This is a genomic window from Xanthomonas sp. BRIP62411, from assembly GCF_003993525.1.
GTDB lineage: Bacteria > Pseudomonadota > Gammaproteobacteria > Xanthomonadales > Xanthomonadaceae > Xanthomonas > Xanthomonas euroxanthea.
This window is the reverse complement of sequence record NZ_QEZI01000008.1, coordinates 495,790-512,511: the sequence shown is the minus strand read 5'-3', so window position 1 is coordinate 512,511 and position 16,722 is coordinate 495,790. Positions and strand designations below refer to the sequence as shown.

The window sequence follows — 16,722 nt, the reverse complement described above, 5'->3', positions numbered from 1 at the left end:
ATGGTGCAAAGCACGCCCTTTCTGTCAACTCCATGGCGGCTAGGTCGTTAAACTTTCGACGTACCCCGCCAGGATGTTCTGATGCTTGTTCGACCCAGCGCGCGTTTCGGCGCAGCGCTCTTGTTGGCCGTCACGCTGGCCGGTTGCAGCCGTCAGGCCGCCGCGCCGGCCGCCGCCAAACCCATCCCGGTCTCTGTGCAGGCGGTGACCACCCAGCCCTGGAACTCGACCGTGCAGTCGATCGCTACCGTGCGTGCGCGCGAATCGGTGGCGCTGACCGCCGCAGTGAGCGATGTGGTGGAGCAGGTCAACTTCGACAGTGGCGACGAGGTCAAGGCCGGGCAGCTGCTGCTGCGGCTGCGCGGCAACTCGCAGCAGGCGGCGCTGACCGCGGCCCAGGCCACCTTCGAGGAAACCGACCAGCTTTACCGGCGCCAGTTGAGCCTGGTTGGCCAGCAGCTGGTGGCCAAGTCCACCGTCGATACGCAACGCGCACTGCGCGATGCCGCGCAGGCGCGCGTGCAGCAGATGCGCGCGGAGATCACCGACCGTGAGGTGCGTGCGCCGTTCTCCGGCGTGCTCGGCATCCGCCAGATCAGCCCGGGCTCGTTGATCACCTCCAGCACGGTGATCGCCACGCTGGACGATGTGGCGCGCATGTACGTGGACTTCCAGGTACCGGAATCGCAGTTCGGGCTGGTGCAGCTCGGCAATACCGTCAACGGCACCGCGGCGGCGTACCCGGGCGAGCAGTTCGAAGGCGTGGTGGCGGCGATCGATTCGCGTATCGACGAGACCACCCGTTCGGTGACGGTGCGGGCGGATTTCCCCAACGGCGATCGCCGGCTGCGCCCGGGCATGTTGCTGGATGTGCGGCTGTTCCAGCCGGCGCGGCAGGCGGTGGTGATCCCGGAGATCGCGGTGGTGCAGGTGGGGCGCGAGTCCTACGTGTTCCGGGTCAAGCCCGACAGCAGCGTGGAGCGCGCCGACGTGCGCCTGGGCGAGCGCCGCGACGGCAAGGTGGAAATTCTCGACGGGGTCAAGGCCGGTGAGCGCATCGTGGTGGACGGCACCGGCAAGCTGCGTCCGGGGCTGAAGGCGGTCGACCAGGCCGCGCCCGTGCCTGCATCGACACCGGCAGCCGCGCGCCCGCAGGCAGCCCGATGAAACTCTCCGACCTGTCCATTACCCGCCCGGTGATGGCGGTGGTGATGAGCCTGCTGCTGATCGTGCTGGGGGTGATGTCGTTCACCCGGCTCACCTTGCGCGAGTTGCCGGCGATCGACCCGCCGATCGTGTCGGTGGATGTGGAATACACCGGCGCGTCGGCGGCGGTGGTAGAGAGCCGCATCACCCAGGTGCTGGAAGACGCGCTGGCCGGCATCGAAGGCATCGAGACCATCGAGGCGCGCAGCCGCAATGGCTCGTCCGACATCAGTATCGAATTCGTGCAGTCGCGCGATGTGGAAGCGGCCGCCAACGACGTGCGCGATGCGGTCAGCCGCGTCTCCGATCGCATGCCCGACCAGGCGCGCCCGCCGGAGATTTCCAAGGTCGAGGCCGACGCCGACCCCATCCTGTGGCTCAACATGAGCTCCAGCACGATGGACACGCTGCAGCTGTCCGACTACGCCGAGCGCTACGTGGTGGACCGTTTCTCCAGCCTGGACGGCGTGGCGCAGGTGCGTATCGGCGGGCGCCAGCGCTATGCGATGCGCATCTGGCTGGACCGCGATCAACTGGCCGCGCGCGAACTCACCGTGGCCGATGTGGAAGCGGCGCTGCAGAACGAGAACGTGGAGCTGCCGGCCGGCAGCATCGAATCGGCGCAGCGCGATTTCACCTTGCGCGTGGAGCGCAGCTATCTCAAGCCCGAGGACTTTGCCAAGCTGCCGCTCAGCAAGGGCGAGGGCGGCTATGTGGTGCGCCTGGGCGACGTGGCCAGGGTCGAGCTGACCTCGGCCGAGCGCCGCGCCTACTTCCAGAGCAATGGCGTGCCCAATGTGGGCCTGGGCATCGTGCGCAATTCCACCGCCAACGCGCTGGACGTTGCGCGCGAGGCGCGCGCGCAGGCCGACGAGGTACAGAAGTCGCTGCCGCAGGGCACCAACATCTTCGTCGCCTTCGACACCACGACGTTTATCGACGCGGCGGTGGAGCGCGTGTACCACACGCTGATCGAAGCGGTGGTGCTGGTGCTGGTGGTGATCTGGGTGTTCCTGGGCAGCGCACGCGCGGCGCTGATTCCGGCGGTGACGGTGCCGGTGTGTCTGATCGCCGCGTTCATCGCGCTGTACGCGTTCGATTTTTCGATCAACCTGCTGACCTTGCTCGCGCTGGTGCTGTGTATCGGCCTGGTGGTGGACGATGCGATCGTGGTGGTGGAAAACATCCAGCGCCGCATCGACCTGGGCGAGCCGCCGCTGGTGGCTGCCAGGCGCGGTACCGGGCAGGTTGCCTTCGCGGTGATTGCCACCACCGCGGTGCTGGTGGCGGTGTTCCTGCCGGTGGGCTTTCTGGAAGGCAATACCGGGCGCCTGTTCCGCGAGCTGGCGGTGGCATTGGCCGCGGCGGTGGCGATCTCGGCCTTCGTGGCGCTGACGCTGACGCCGATGATGTCGTCCAAGCTGTTGCGCTCGCATGGGCAGGCCAAACCCAATCGCTTCCATCGCTGGTTCGATGGCCGCATGCAGGCGGTGTCCGGCGCGTACGGGCGCTCGCTGGAGCGGCATGTGCATCGCACCTGGATCTTCGCGCTGCTGATGCTGTTGGCGCTGGGGGCCAGCGCGTGGTTGATGGGCCGCATTCCTTCCGAGCTGGCACCGGCCGAGGATCGCGGCAACTTCCAGATCATGATCGACGGGCCCGAGGGTGCCGGCTTCGATTACACCGTGGGGCAGATGCATCAGGTCGAGGCGATTCTCGGCCCCTACGTGGGGCCGGACAAGCCCATCGTGCGCGCCAACCCGCGCGTGCCCGGCGGCTTTGGCAGCAGCGAGGAGATGCATACCGGCCGGGTCAGCGTGTTCCTGCAGGACTGGGAGCAACGCACGCGCCCGACCACCGAAGTGGCCGACGAGCTGCAGCAGAAACTCAATGTGCTCAGCGGCGTGCGTGCACGCACGCAGGTGAGTGGCGGCCTGGTGCGCAGCCGCGGGCAGCCGTTCCAGCTGGTGCTGGGCGGGCCCGATTATGCGGAGATCGCGCAGTGGCGCGACCGCATCCTGCAGCGCATGGAAGCCAATCCCGGCCTGGTCGGCCCGGACTCGGACTACAAGGAAACCCGCCCGCAGATGCGCGTGAACATCGACCGCCTGCGTGCGGCCGACCTGGGCGTGCCGGTGACCGCGATCGGTGGCGCGCTGGAAGCGATGATGGGCTCGCGCCGCGTCACCACGTTCGTGGACAACGGCGAGGAGTACGACGTGATGCTGCAGGCTGGACGCGAGGGCCGCATGGCGCCGGAAGACCTCACCGCCATCCGCGTGCGCTCCACGCGTGGCGAGCTGATTCCGCTGTCCAACCTGGTCACGCTCAGCGAAGTGGCCGAGGCCGGCACCCTGAACCGCTTCAACCGCCTGCGTGCGATCACCATCAGTGCCGGCCTGGCGCCGGGCTACCCGCTCGGCGAGGCGATTGCCTGGGCGCAGCAGGCCGCGCGCGAGGAACTGCCCGAGTACGCGCAGGTGGACTGGAAGGGCGAATCGCGCGAGTACCAGCAATCCGGCAGCGCGGTATTGCTGACCTTCGGCATGGCCCTGCTGGTGGTGTACCTGGTGCTGGCCGCGCAGTTCGAGAGCTTCGCCCATCCGCTGGTGATCATGCTCACCGTGCCGCTGGCGGTGCTCGGCGCGCTGGTTGGCCTGTGGCTCACCGGCGGCACGCTCAACCTGTTCAGCCAGATCGGCATCGTGATGCTGGTGGGCCTGGCGGCCAAGAACGGCATCCTGATCGTGGAATTCGCCAATCAGTTGCGCGACGAAGGCCGCAGCGTGCACGCGGCGATCGTGGAATCGGCATCGGTGCGCCTGCGTCCGATCCTGATGACCTCGATCGCCACCGTGGTCGGCGCGATTCCGCTGGTGGTGGCCGGCGGGCCCGGCTCGGCCAGCCGCGCCACGATCGGCGTGGTGGTGATCTTCGGCGTGTCGCTGTCCACGTTGCTGTCGCTGTACGTGGTGCCGGCGTTCTACAGCCTGATCGCGCCATTCACCAAGTCGCCCGAGGCGGTGGCGCGCGAGCTGGAAACCCTGGAGGCGCAGACGCCGTCGGTAGGCGGGCACGCCTGAGCACGGCAGGCTGCTGACGGGCTGCAGTGCCATGCCCGTGCCTGCCGTGTAGGTGTCTGCGCAGCCGCCGCGTCGTTGCCCAATGACTAAGGTCACATGACAGTCATGCCCGGCTATGGTCGACTCCTGCGGTTATCCTGACCGGAATCGCCAATGCGTCGTCTTGCCTGCCTGCTTGCTCCCTCTCTCCTTGCGCTGTGCTGCGGCACCGCGCTGGCGCAGTCCTCCGGCGAGCCGGTCCCCAATGGCCGCCTGCCGACCTGGGCGGTGCCCGAGCACTACGGCCTGGCGTTCAAGATCGACCCGGACCAGGCCGAGTTCAGCGGCCGCAGCAGCATCCGCGTGCAGCTCAAGGAGGCCTCCGACCATCTCTGGCTGCACGGCAAGGAGTTGAAGGTCAGCAAGGCCACGGTCCAGCCGGCCAAGGGCAAGGCACTGACCGCACGCTACGTGCAAGCCGATGCGCAGACCGGCGTGGTGCGCCTGGATTTCGGCCGCACGCTGCAGCCGCAGACGCTTACCGTGGACATCGTCTACAGCGCGCCGCTCAACCAGCAGCTGCAGGGCCTGTACCAGGTGAAGTACCAGGGCCAGGCCTATGCGATGACGCAGATGGAGCCGATCAGCGCGCGCTATGCGTTCCCCGGTTTCGACGAGCCGGCGTTCAAGACCCCGTTCGACCTCAGCCTGACCGTGCCCACCGACGACCAGGCGCTGGCCAACACCATCGCCACCTCGACCAAGCCGGCCGGCAAGGGCTGGAAGACGGTGAGCTTCGCCCCGACCGTGCCGCTGCCGACCTACCTGGTCGCCTACGCCGCCGGCCCGTGGGACGTGGTGGACGTGCCGCCCATGCCGGCCACCCCGCAGCGCCCCAATCCGACCCCGTTGCGCGGCATTGCCGCCAAGGGCCAGGGGCCGCGCATCACCCCGGCGCTGGACCAGACCCCGGCGATCATCGCCGCGCTGGAGGACTATTACGCCTTCGGGTATCCGTTCGACAAGCTCGATCTGGTCGCCGCCCCGGACTTCAGCGCCGGTGCGATGGAAAACCCCGGGTTTGTCACCTTCCGCGACTGGCTGCTGCTGCTGGACAAGGACTCGCCGGCAGAGAACGTGCAGCGCTCCTTCAACACCAATGCCCATGAGCTGGCCCACCAGTGGACCGGCGACGCCGTCACCATGGAATGGTGGGACGACCTGTGGTTGAACGAGGCGTTTGCCACCTGGATGCAGCAGAAGATCACCATGCAGCTGCACCCGGAATACCGCGCCAATCTGGACCGCATCGCCGGTGCCCAGCATGCGATGGACAACGACAGCCTGGTCAGCGCGCGCAAGATCCGCCAGCCGATCACCGGCAACGGCGATATCGAAACCGCCTTCGACGGCATCACCTACCAGAAGGGTGCGGCGGTGCTGGCGATGTTCGAAGCCTTCGTCGGCGAAGATGTGTTCCGCGAAGGCATGCGCGCCTACATCGCCAAGCATAAATTCGGCAACGCCACCGCCGACGATCTGGTCGATGCGATCGCCGAGGCCGCCGGCAAGGGCGAAGAGTTCAAGGCCGCATTCCGCAGCTTCCTCAATCAGCCGGGCGTGCCGTATCTGCAGACCCAGCTCGCCAGCGAAGGCGGCAAGACCGTGGTCAGGCTGCAGCAGCAGCGCTACCTGCCGCTGGGCTCCACCGGCGCGGCCGCGCAGCAATGGGGCGTGCCGGTGTGCGTCAAGTACGGCAAGGGCAAGGACCAGGTCGGTACCGCCTGCCAGATGCTCGACGGCGCCAGCGGCAGCATCGTGCTGGACGGCGCCGGCAAGAACACCTGGGTGTTCCCGAATGCGCGTGGCGCAGGCTATTACCGCTTCAGCTTGCCGAAGAAGCAGCTGGCCGCACTGGGCAAGCAGGTCGGCCAGCTCGACGACAACGAACAGCTGGCCTATGCCGATGCGATCGATGCGGCCTACCGCCATGGCGATGCCGACAGCGACGCGGTGCTGGCAGCGCTCAAACAATTGGCGCCGTCCGCGTCGGCCGATGTGTCCACCGCGCTGCTGAACCGCTTCGTGTGGATCTGGCGCTACCAGGCCACCAGCGAGGCCCAGCGCGGCGCATTGCGCAAGGTGGCCGAACAGGCCTATCTGCCGCGTCTGCGCCAGCTGGGTTACACGCGGCGTAGCGGCGAATCGATCGACGACACCAGCTTGCGTTCGGCGTTGGCCGGCCTGTTCGCGCTGCGCCTGCAGAACGCGGAGGTGCGCAAGGCACTGCTCGCGCAGGGCGATGCGGTACTGGCTGGCGGCAACGGCGCACTGGACTTCTCCAAGGCCAATCCGGATCTGCTCGGCACTGCGCTGGCAGTGACCGCGCAGGAGCGCGGCGCACCGGCGGTGCAGGCCTTGATCGCTGCGCTGCGCACGCACGCCGACCCGGCGCAGCGCAACGCCATGATCGCCGCCCTGGGCGCGGTGCAGGACCCGGCGCTACTCACCCAGGTGCGTGATTTCGCGCTGACCGATGCGATCAAGGTGGGCGAGATGAAGAGCCTGCTGACACGCGGCCACAGTTACGAGACCTCGCACGCGTCGATGTGGCCGTGGTTCACCGCCAACTTCGACCGCATCGTGCAGCGCAGCGGCTCGTTCGATGGCGGCGGGTTGCCGGCGCTGGGCGCGTCCGGTGGCTGCAGCGTGGAAGAAGCCGACCGCCTGGATGCGTTCTTCAAACCGCGCCTGGCCACGCTCAGCGGTGCCGACCGTGGCATGGCCCAGACCGGCGAGACCATCCGCCTGTGCGCCGCGCTCAAGCAGGCGCAGACCGCCAGGCGCTGAGTCGCCGGCTTGCGGCCGGGGTGCGCAGTATCGACGGTGTCGATGCTGCGCGATCCGGAGCGGCAAACGAAACGACTGCGCTCACCGTCAGGCGCGCAGCCGGTGCCTGGAATCGGCATGTGCCACGCGTACACTCCGGTTCCGGGCGCGCCTTCCGTATCCACCTGGCGACTGCCCGTTACGTTTTGTCAGCCACTCCAGGGACGAAGCGATGGACGAATCATTGATGCTGCACGGAGAGGGCTTCGTGCTGCGCCGCTGGCGCCAGGACGACCTGGGCGCCTTGTTGCTGCACGCCAACGACCCGTTGGTGCCGCGCGGATTGAGTGATCGGTTTCCGCATCCGTATACGCGCGCCGACGGCGAGGCTCTCCTGGCCGGACGCGTGGTCGATCTGCAACACCCGGTGCTGGCCATCGAGATCGACGGCCAGGCCTGCGGCACGATCGCGGTGCGTCCAGGGCAGGGTGAGCGGCGCTTTTCGGCCGAGCTGGGCTACTGGATCGGCAGCGCGTACTGGGGCCGTGGCTGGATGACGCGCATCGTGGCCACTTATGTGGCCTGGGCGATGCAGGCCCTGCCGCTCCATCGCGTCCAGGCCACCGTGCTCGACACCAATCCGGCATCGGCCAGGGTGCTGCTGCGCAACGGCTTCGTCGAAGAAGGCGTCAGCCGCTGCGCGATCATGAAGCCGGATGGATTGCACGATTTGCGCGTGTTCGCGCGGGTGGGGCGGCCGGCCTCGCTGGTGTGAGCCGCGTCTGCGTGCCACGGCGAACGCATCGGCCGAGCGGGTCTGCGCGCTGCTGATGCGCGCAGATCCATCACCGACAGTGGTGCCGATCCCGGGCGTGTTCTGCACGGCGTCGAGGTCACCCTGCCTCGCGCCTTGCGGGGCCTTGAACGCCATGCTTCCGCTGCCGCGTGTACGGCTGGCTATGCCAGTGGCTTACCATCGTCGCCATGCGTTTGCACCGCCGGCTGCATCGGCGTGCAGATGACCAACACCGCTGGGTGGTGGAAGGGCGATACGGTGCCTGCAGACCCGGCAAGCAACACGAACCTTGGATACGACGATGACACAGCATGATGGACGGGGCGCACGACCGCCGCGCGATGGCGGCAGCTCCGGCGCCGCCCACAATCCCTGGGGCCGCGCCGCGCCGCGCGCACCTGCAGGCCGCCCGCCGGCACAGCAGGCAGCAGCGGCCGACACGCCTGCCGTCACTGCGTCGTCCGGCGGCAATGCGCGCGAGCTGCGGCTGTACGGCATCAACGCCGTGCAGGCGGTGTTCAAGGCGCGCCCGGAGGCGGTGCGCAAGCTGTATCTGAGCCAGGCGCGCATTCCGCAGTTCAAGGCCTTGCTGGCCTGGTGCGTGTCCCAGCGCATCGGCTACCGCGTGGTCGAGGAGGCCGATCTCAGCAAGCTCGCTGCCAGCACGCACCACGAAGGCGTGGTGGCCGATGTGCTGCGCGTCGCCCCGCAGCCGTTGCAGGACTGGCTGGCTGCATTGCCGGCCGGGCCGGTGCTGGCACTGTGGCTGGATGGCGTGGGCAACCCGCACAACTTCGGCGCGATTTTGCGCTCGTCCGCGCACTTCGGGGTGGCCGGCCTGCTGCTGCCTGCCGGCGCCACGCTGGGGCTGTCCGGTGCAGCCGCGCGCGTGGCCGAAGGTGGCGCCGAGGCGGTGCCGCTGGTGCAGCTGCCCGAGACGGCAACGGCGATGGCACAGCTGCGTCAGGCCGGTTTTGCGGTGGCCGCCACGCTGGTGGAAGGCGGCCAGGACGTGTTCGCCGCTGCGCTGCCGCAGCGGCTGGTGTATGTGATGGGCGCGGAGAGCGAGGGCATGGACCGCCAGTTCGCGCGCGATTGCGACCTGCAGTTGTCGATCCGCGGCAGCGGCAAGGTCGAAAGCCTCAACGTGGCCTCGGCCACCGCGGTGTTCCAGGCCGCCTGGCGTGCCCGTGCGATGGGCGGAACGCCGTGATGCGCCTGTCTGCCTGGCTGCTTGCCACCGCCTGCGCAGCGAGCGCCGGCGCTCACGCCGCCGCCGCGTCCACGCCTGCCACGCCGCCACAGGTGCGTACCGATCACGGTGTGGTGCGCGGGCAATGGCAGGACGACGGCAGTGCGGTGTTTCGCGCAATTCCGTTTGCCGCCCCGCCATTGGGCGCATTGCGCTGGCAGCCGCCGCAACCGGCGGCGGCCTGGTCGGAGGTGCGCGATGCCACCCAGGCCGCCACCCCATGCGTGCAACCGGCGCTGGGCTGGAACAATGCGATGGCCAGGCGCGGCAGCGAAGACTGTCTCTACGTCGAGGTGCAGACGCCAACGCTGCAGCCGGCCAAGCCGCTGCCGGTGTTCGTGTGGATTCATGGCGGCGCCAATGTGGCCGGCGGCGCCGACGGCCACCTGCCGACCAACCTGGTCGCACAGGGCGTGCTGGTGGTGACGCTGCAGTACCGGCTTGGCGCGCTCGGCTTCCTGTCGCTGCCGGAACTGCGCGATGGCGACAACCAAGCCGCGGGCAACTACGCCCTGCTCGATCAGATCGCCGCACTGCAGTGGGTGCGCGACAACATCGCGCAATTCGGTGGCGATCCTGCGCGGGTCACCATCGCCGGGCAGTCGGCCGGCGGCCAGGACGTGGGCTTGCTGATGCTCAGCCCGCTGGCACGTGGCCTGTTCTCGGCGGCGATCGAGCAGAGCGGCACCGCTGGTTTCGGATTGCCGGCACGTTCGCTGGAGGACAATCGCGCGCTGGGTGTGGAGATCGCCAGGCGCGCAGGCATCGAGGATGCTGCGACACGCCTGGCGCAGTTGCGCGCGTTGCCGGTGGAGCAGCTGATCAAGGCCGGGCAGGGCGTCGACGTGCCAGCACTGGATGACGATGGCTACATCTGGCTGCAGGCCGTGGTCGACGGACGCGTGCTGCCACGTGCGCCGGCCGCGTTGCTGGCCGACGGTGCACAGGCCAGGGTGCCGCTGTTGATCGGCTACGTGGCGCAGGAGCTGGAATACGGTGGCAAACAGGGCGCGCAGGCGCGGCTGCGGCGCGACTATCCCGCGCAGGCCGATGCGGTGCTGCAGGCGCAGCGCACGCATGCGGCGCAGCGTGCGGCGCGTCAGGGCGATGCGGCGATGCAGCTGTCCACCGACCTGACCTTCCGTTGCCCGGCGGTGACCGTCGCCCAGCATCAGGCCGCACTCGGCGTGCCGGTGTGGCATTACGTGTTCGATACCGCCGCACCGGGCGGGCAGGTCACGCACAGCGCCGAGCTGCCGTTCCTGTTCAAGGACCTGCCGATCGGCCAGCCGCCGGTGAGCCTGCAACGCTATTGGGCCGCGTTCGTGCAGCGTGGCAATCCGAATGCCAAGGGCTTGCCGGCCTGGCCTGCGTTCGCACCCGGGCATGCGGCGTTGCAGTTCGACGCCAGTGGCGTGCACCCGCTCAAGGACGCGCGCCCGGACGTGTGCGCAGGCGTGGACCTGCCGTAATCGATCGCGCGCACCGAAAAACGGTGCGCGCGATCGGCTCAAGCCAACTCAACTCAGCTCAACGTGCGCTGCCCGGCCCGCAGAAGTAGAAACCGCCTTTGCGCATTTCCGCCGACAGGCCGGTGCGGGTGACGCCGGAGTCAATGCATACGGATACCCGTAACCGGCCATCGCCAACGTATAGCAGCACGGCTGCGCCACGCTCACCGACGACAGCCGCTGCACGGGATGGGTGGCGATGGAGTAACCATGCGTCACCGACGCCGCGACCGGGTGGCATTCGCCTGCCTTGGGGCGATCAGCATGGCTGTTCTTACTTTTTCTGCAGTCGCACGGCAGCCCCGCCGTTTGCAGCCAATGGCAGCTGCAGGCTGTCGGTGGAGGTGAGCTGGCGCGTGTCGATGCGTACGTCCGTCGGGGCCTGGCCATCGGCGTAGATGGTGGCGGTCCAGCGGCCCTTGCCCAGGAACGTCAACGGCACCGTCAGCGTGCGGGCCTGCTCGTTGGTCATCGCGCCTACGTACCAGTCCTTGCCGCTGCGCCGCGCCAGTGCGATGTGCTCGCCGATGGCGCCGTCGAGTGCGCGTGTCTCATCCCAGCTTGCCGGCACATCGCGCAGGAACTGCGCGGCCGGCACGTTTTCGTACTGCTCCGGGCTGTCGGCGACCACCGCGAATGGGCTTTCGTAGACCACATACATCGCCAGTTGCTGCGCGCGGGTGGTCATCACCTGCGGCGCGATGTGCTGCATCGTGAATTCGGCCGGGCGCACATTGCGAAAGCCGCCCGGGGTGTAGTCCATCGGGCCGAGCAACATGCGCGTGAATGGCAGCGTGAGGTTGTGGGTTGCGGTGATGCGCGTGGTCCACTTGTTGTACTCGGCGCCGAGCACGCCTTCCTGCGTGAGGTAATTGGGGTAGGTGCGGGTCAGGCCGGTTGGGTGATAGGCGCCATGCAGGTCCACCAGCAGTTTGTGCTCGGCAGCCTTGCCTAGCAGGCGATGGTAGAAGTCCACCATCTGCTGGTCGTCGCGGTCCATGAAGTCGACCTTGATGCCCTTGATGCCGAGCTGCTGATACCAGGCGAGTGCTTCGTCCATGTGCGCATCCAGCGCGCGCCAATGCGCCCATAGCCACAGCCCGACGTCGCGCTGCCGTGCGTAAGCCACCAGGCCCGGCAGGTCGAGCTGCTCCACCGGCCGGCGGATATCGGTATCGACGTTGTACTGGCCATCGCCGGTGCTGCCGACATACCAGCCGTCGTCGATCAGCATGTACTGCAGCTTCAATTGCTGCGCGTGATCGATATAGCGCTCGATCGTGGCGGTATTCATGCCCGGCTGCGCCACGCCGCCGGCCAGCCCGCCGGACCACCAGTCCCATGCCGATTTGCCCGCGCGCACCCAGCTCGCATCGAAGGCAGGCGGCGGGTTCAGCGCGGAAATCAGGGTGGATTCGATCAGGCTGGCCGGGCTGTCACCCAGCATGATCACCCGCCACGGCGTGGCGAAATCCTGGCCTTTGGCATCGACGCTGACCGCCAGCGTGGGGTCGTCCAGGCGTGGCGATAATTTCGCCGCTACGCCCAGGCTACCGTCCTCGCGGCCGGTGAGATACAGGCCGGCATAGTCGCGCAGGTTTGCCTCGGCAATCGCCAGCGTGGTGCCGCCGGCATCGGTCTGGCAGACCAGCGGCAACTCGAGCAGATTGTGCGGGCGCAATCTGGATGCGGCGATCGCATCGTATTCGCCCTCGTGGCTGGTTCCGAAGCGGCCCAGGTTCAAGGTCCAGCATGCGTAATCGCTGGGGAATGCAAAGCCGGTAAGCTCGTTGCGAATCCGCACCTCACCGGCGTCGGGCAGCACATAACGCAGCGCAACGCCGTCGTCGTAGGCACGCAATTCCACCGTCAGGCGTCGCTGTTTGGGGTCTGACAACTGCACGCGCAATTGACGATAGTGATCGCGCGCCTGACGTGTCTTGCCTACGGGCAATTCGAATCGGCTGTCATGCGTTTCGGTCGTGCTGCCCTGCAGCGTCATCGCCTTGCCGAGGGTGTTGGCCCGGCCCAGGTCCAGCCCGAGCGGCGCGTCGTCGAGCACGACTTTGTTGCGATACAGCACGCGATAGCTCGGCACGCCGCCCTCGCGTAGCGTGAATTCCACCTGCGTACGTGCGTCGGGCGATTGCACCTGCAGGCGCTGCGCGGATGCAGGCAACGCAATCGAATACAGCAACGCGCACGCCGCCGGTACTGCGGACTGGATCAGGTTTCGCATGAGTCCCTCCTCCTGGGAGCGCCAACCCTAACGCAGAACGGTTGTCGTCGATATCCAGCTGGGGTAACGTTACCTCGCACCATGGCCGCTGAAACAGGGGCGGCAGCCACGGGCGGCATCACGGCAGAGGCAATGACAAGGCGGCTACGCGTCGTTTTGGCAGTTGCGTTGTCGCGATGTGTACCGTTGCTTGGCAGTAGAGCTTGGGAGAGGCCTCTAATGCTGATGGTTCGCAAGGCGTTCCGCCGTGGAGCGCTGTGGGTGGTATGTGGTTGCATGGCTTGGGCTGCAGTGGAGGCTGCGCCCGTCGATGTGCGATCGACCGGTCCCTACGATGTCCGCGTACTGGCGGGCGGGATGGGGTTGTCCAAGAAGCTTGCCGCCGATGCGCCGTTGCTGGCTGCCGACGCAGACTGGAGCGTGTCCGGCTGGGTGCGTCCCTCGCGCGCGAATGCAGGCCCGGCATTGATCGCCGGTCTGGGCGATGCGAAATCGGCCGGGCGTTACTTCGCAATCGACAACGGCAGGCTCGCCTTCGTGCAGGGCGCAGATACGGTGTTGCGCAGCAAGCAGGCGCTGCCTGCGGGGACCTGGACGCAGGTGGCTGCGGTGGCGAAAGCGGGGCGGTTGACGCTGTACGCCAATGGCCGTCAGGTCGCCAGCGGTGCGGTACGCCAGAGCGCGGTCGCGCCCGTGCTGATGTTTGGTCCGCGCGAGCAGCCCGCCGCCTATACGCAGCACTTCGGTGGCGAGATCGCCGGTTTCCTCGCGCACGCCGCTGCACTGGATGCGCCGGCCATCGCGCAGCTTGCGGCCAAGGCGCCGGATCAGGCCTTGCAGCGTTTCGAAGACGCCTCGCCGGCCTGGCAGGTCCAGGTCAAGCAGATGGCTGGCCAGGTCGCACCGCAGCCGCCGGCAACGCTGCCGCGTAGTGCGGCAGCCTTCTCTACCCCGGTCGCCAAGCCGGTACAACCGACGCCCGCGTTGCAGCCGCTGGATGCGGCGGCATGGCGGGTCGGTGCGTGGGAACTGGCTGCTGCGCCGGAACTGGGGCAGGCCACGGGCGCCAGCCTGTCGCGCGGTGATGACAGCGGCGGTGCCGCGGCCTGGCACGCGGCCACCGTGCCGGGCACGGTGCTCACCACGCTGGTCGATCGGGGCGTGTATCCGGATCCGGATATCGGTCTCAACAACATGGCCATTCCCGAATCGCTGAGCCGGCAGGACTGGTGGTACCGCAGCCGTTTCGATCTGCCTGCTGCAGCGCAGGGCAAGCGGCTGGAACTGCTGTTCAACGGCATCAACTATGCGGGCGAGGTCTGGGTCAACGGTACGCAGGTCGGGCGTACGCGCGGTGCGTTCGCACGCGGCCGCTTCGATGTCAGCAAGCAGCTCAAGGCTGGCCGCAACATCATCGCAGTGCGTGTCTCGCCGCCGCCGCATCCTGGCATCGCGCACGAGCAGTCGATGACCGCAGGCGTGGGCGAGAATGGCGGTGTGCAGGCGCTGGATGGGCCGACCTTCATCGCCAGCGAAGGCTGGGACTGGATTCCGGCGGTACGCGATCGCAATGCCGGGCTGTGGCAGGACGTGCAGTTGCACGCCACCGGGCCGCTGGCGCTTGGCGACACCCGGGTGGTGACGACGCGGCTGGCCCCGGATCACCGGCGTGCCGAGCTTGAAATCAGCGTGCCATTGCGCAACGACGGTACCGCGGCGGTGCAGGGCACCCTGCAACTGGCCATCGGCGATGTGCGCATCCAGCGGCAGGTCAACGTGCCGGCCGGTGGTACCACGCTCACGCTCAGCGCCGCCGATACGCCGCAGCTGGTCATTGCCAATCCGCGCCTGTGGTGGCCCAACGGCTATGGCGAGCCTGCGTTGTATACCTTGCAGGCCAGCGTCGAGGTGGCCGGTACACCGTCGGATACGCAGCAGCTGCGCTTTGGTATTCGCGAGGTCGGTTACGAACTGTCGCTGTTCGACCAGGACGGCGCGCTGCGCCGCGTGCTGGTGGATTTCAACAAGGCACGTCAGCGTGGTGAACGCATTGTCGATGCCCGCCACAGTGCGATCCGCCCCGTGCCCGGAGGCGATGCGCAATCGTTCTATCCCGGCGCGCAGGCATCGCCGGCGGTCACGCCGCTGAGTGACGACGCGCTGGCACCTTACCTGGCCATCCGCATCAATGGCGTACGCATTGCCGTCAAGGGCGGCAACTGGGGCATGGACGACTGGCGCAAGCGCGTCTCGCGCGAGCGGCTGGAGCCGTACTTCCGCCTGCAGCGCGATGCGCATTTCAATGTGGTGCGCAACTGGGTGGGGCAGAACACCGAAGCCAGCTTCTTCGAGCTGGCCGACGAATACGGCATGCTGGTGCTCAACGACTTCTGGCAGTCCACCCAGAATTACAACATGGAGCCGGCCGATGCGGCGCTGTTCCTGGACAATGCCGCCGAGGTCATCAAGCGCTTCCGCAACCATCCGTCCATCGTGTTGTGGTTCGGCCGCAACGAAGGCGTGCCCGCACCCATCCTCAACGAAGGGCTGGATGCGCTGGTGGCCGAGCTCGATGGCACGCGCTGGTACACCGGCAGTTCCAACCAGGTCAATCTACAGGGCAGCGGCCCGTACAACTACCGCGAGCCGGTGGGGTATTTCAACGCCTTGGCACAGGGCTTTTCGGTGGAAGTGGGCACGCCGTCGTTCTCCACCCTGGAGTCGTTCAAGGCCTCCGTCCCGGCGGCGCAGGACCAGTGGCCGATCAGCGATGCCTGGGCCTATCACGACTGGCATCAGTCCGGTAACGGCGACACTGCCAGCTTCATGCGTTCGCTCACCGACAAGCTTGGTGCGCCCACCAGCCTGGAAGATTTTGAGCGCAAGGCGCAATTGCTCAACTACGACACCCATCGCGCCATCTTCGAAGGCTTCAACGCGCAGCTGTGGACCAAGAACAGCGGGCGCCTGCTGTGGATGAGCCATCCGGCCTGGCCCAGCAACATGTGGCAGATCTACAGCCACGACTACGACACCCATGCGGCCTATTACGGTGTGCGCAATGCGGCAGAGATGCTGCATGTGCAGATGAACCTGCCCGGCCACGACGTGGTGGTGGTCAACAACGCCAGCGCCCCGGTGCGTGGCCTGCGCGTGCGTGCAGAGGTCTACAGCAGCGATGGCGCATTGCTGCAGCAGCGCGAACAGGCCGTGGACGCCGCGCCCGTTGCGGTCTCGGCACCGGTGCTGCAACTGGCGCCGTTGCTCAAGGACACCAACGGGCTGGGCTTTGTGCGGCTGCAATTGCTCGATCGCGATGCGGTCGTGCGTTCGCGCAATTTCTACTGGGTGGCGCGCGATGCGGCAGCCATGCGTGGCCTGGATGCGCTGGCGGCAGTGCCGGTGCAGCTCAGCACGCAACTGCAGGAGGGTGCCGAGCCGGTGCTGCGCGCCACCGTGCGCAATGCCTCGCAGCAGGTGGCGCTCAACACCAAGCTGACCCTGGTGGACGCGCAGGGCCAACGCATCCTGCCGGCGTACTACAGCGACAACTACCTCAGCCTGGTGCCGGGCGAGCAGCGCGAGGTCGAGATTCGCGGCCCGTCCGCGGCGAGCCTGCGCAACGCCACGCTGCAGGTGCGCGGCTGGAATGTCGAACCATCAACAGGCGTCGCCAGCGGGCTTCCGTAGCGGCGCCGACAGGTTGCCACGCCGTGTCCGCACGGCGGTCGCACTGATGCGCCGATCGCGCGTCAGCCAATACCGCATTGCCGTTGCTGCAATGCCATTCGAAACGGTCGTGGATTGTCGTCATCCCTGGGAGGGGA

The 16,722-nt window shown here is 67.6% G+C and carries 8 protein-coding genes and 1 other RNA gene; 8 read left to right on the top strand and 1 reads right to left on the bottom strand.

The window, feature by feature from the left end; translation table 11 throughout:
- Positions 1-81 precede the first annotated feature (81 nt).
- From EO139_RS06500 to EO139_RS06470, 7 genes are all read left to right on the top strand, one after another.
- Positions 82-1,167 carry an efflux RND transporter periplasmic adaptor subunit gene (locus EO139_RS06500; protein WP_126969801.1) on the top strand — a complete coding sequence of 362 codons (1,086 nt, stop codon included), beginning with the start codon at positions 82-84 and terminating at the stop codon, positions 1,165-1,167.
- The gene (locus tag EO139_RS06495) at positions 1,164-4,289 is read left to right on the top strand and encodes an efflux RND transporter permease subunit (RefSeq protein ID WP_119131056.1); all 3,126 of its coding nucleotides are present in this window, start codon (positions 1,164-1,166) and stop codon (positions 4,287-4,289) included. Before EO139_RS06500 ends, EO139_RS06495 begins: the two co-directional genes overlap by 4 nt.
- Before the next feature lie 153 nt (positions 4,290-4,442).
- Entirely contained in the window at positions 4,443-7,118 is a 2,676-nt protein-coding gene (locus tag EO139_RS06490; RefSeq protein WP_126969799.1) for a M1 family metallopeptidase, read from the top strand.
- Positions 7,119-7,235: 117 nt separating this feature from the next.
- A non-coding RNA gene (locus tag EO139_RS06485) (sX9 sRNA) lies at positions 7,236-7,312 on the top strand.
- Between the two features lie 17 nt (positions 7,313-7,329).
- Entirely contained in the window at positions 7,330-7,872 is a 543-nt protein-coding gene (locus tag EO139_RS06480; RefSeq protein WP_126969797.1) for a GNAT family N-acetyltransferase, read from the top strand.
- A gap of 322 nt (positions 7,873-8,194) precedes the next feature.
- Entirely contained in the window at positions 8,195-9,106 is a 912-nt protein-coding gene (locus EO139_RS06475; protein ID WP_104648901.1) for a TrmH family RNA methyltransferase, read from the top strand.
- The gene (locus EO139_RS06470) at positions 9,103-10,617 is read left to right on the top strand and encodes a carboxylesterase family protein (RefSeq protein ID WP_164739751.1); all 1,515 of its coding nucleotides are present in this window, start codon (positions 9,103-9,105) and stop codon (positions 10,615-10,617) included. Before EO139_RS06475 ends, EO139_RS06470 begins: the two co-directional genes overlap by 4 nt.
- 313 nt (positions 10,618-10,930) lie before the next feature.
- On the opposite strand, the gene EO139_RS06460 is transcribed toward EO139_RS06470, so the two are convergent.
- Positions 10,931-12,895, bottom strand: a complete 1,965-nt coding sequence (locus tag EO139_RS06460) for a glycoside hydrolase family 97 protein (protein ID WP_126969795.1) — start codon at positions 12,893-12,895, stop codon at positions 10,931-10,933.
- Between the two features lie 219 nt (positions 12,896-13,114).
- Here EO139_RS06460 and EO139_RS06455 point away from each other — a divergent pair, with 219 nt between their 5' ends.
- The gene (locus tag EO139_RS06455) at positions 13,115-16,585 is read left to right on the top strand and encodes a LamG-like jellyroll fold domain-containing protein (RefSeq protein ID WP_126969793.1); all 3,471 of its coding nucleotides are present in this window, start codon (positions 13,115-13,117) and stop codon (positions 16,583-16,585) included.
- Positions 16,586-16,722 lie beyond the last annotated feature (137 nt).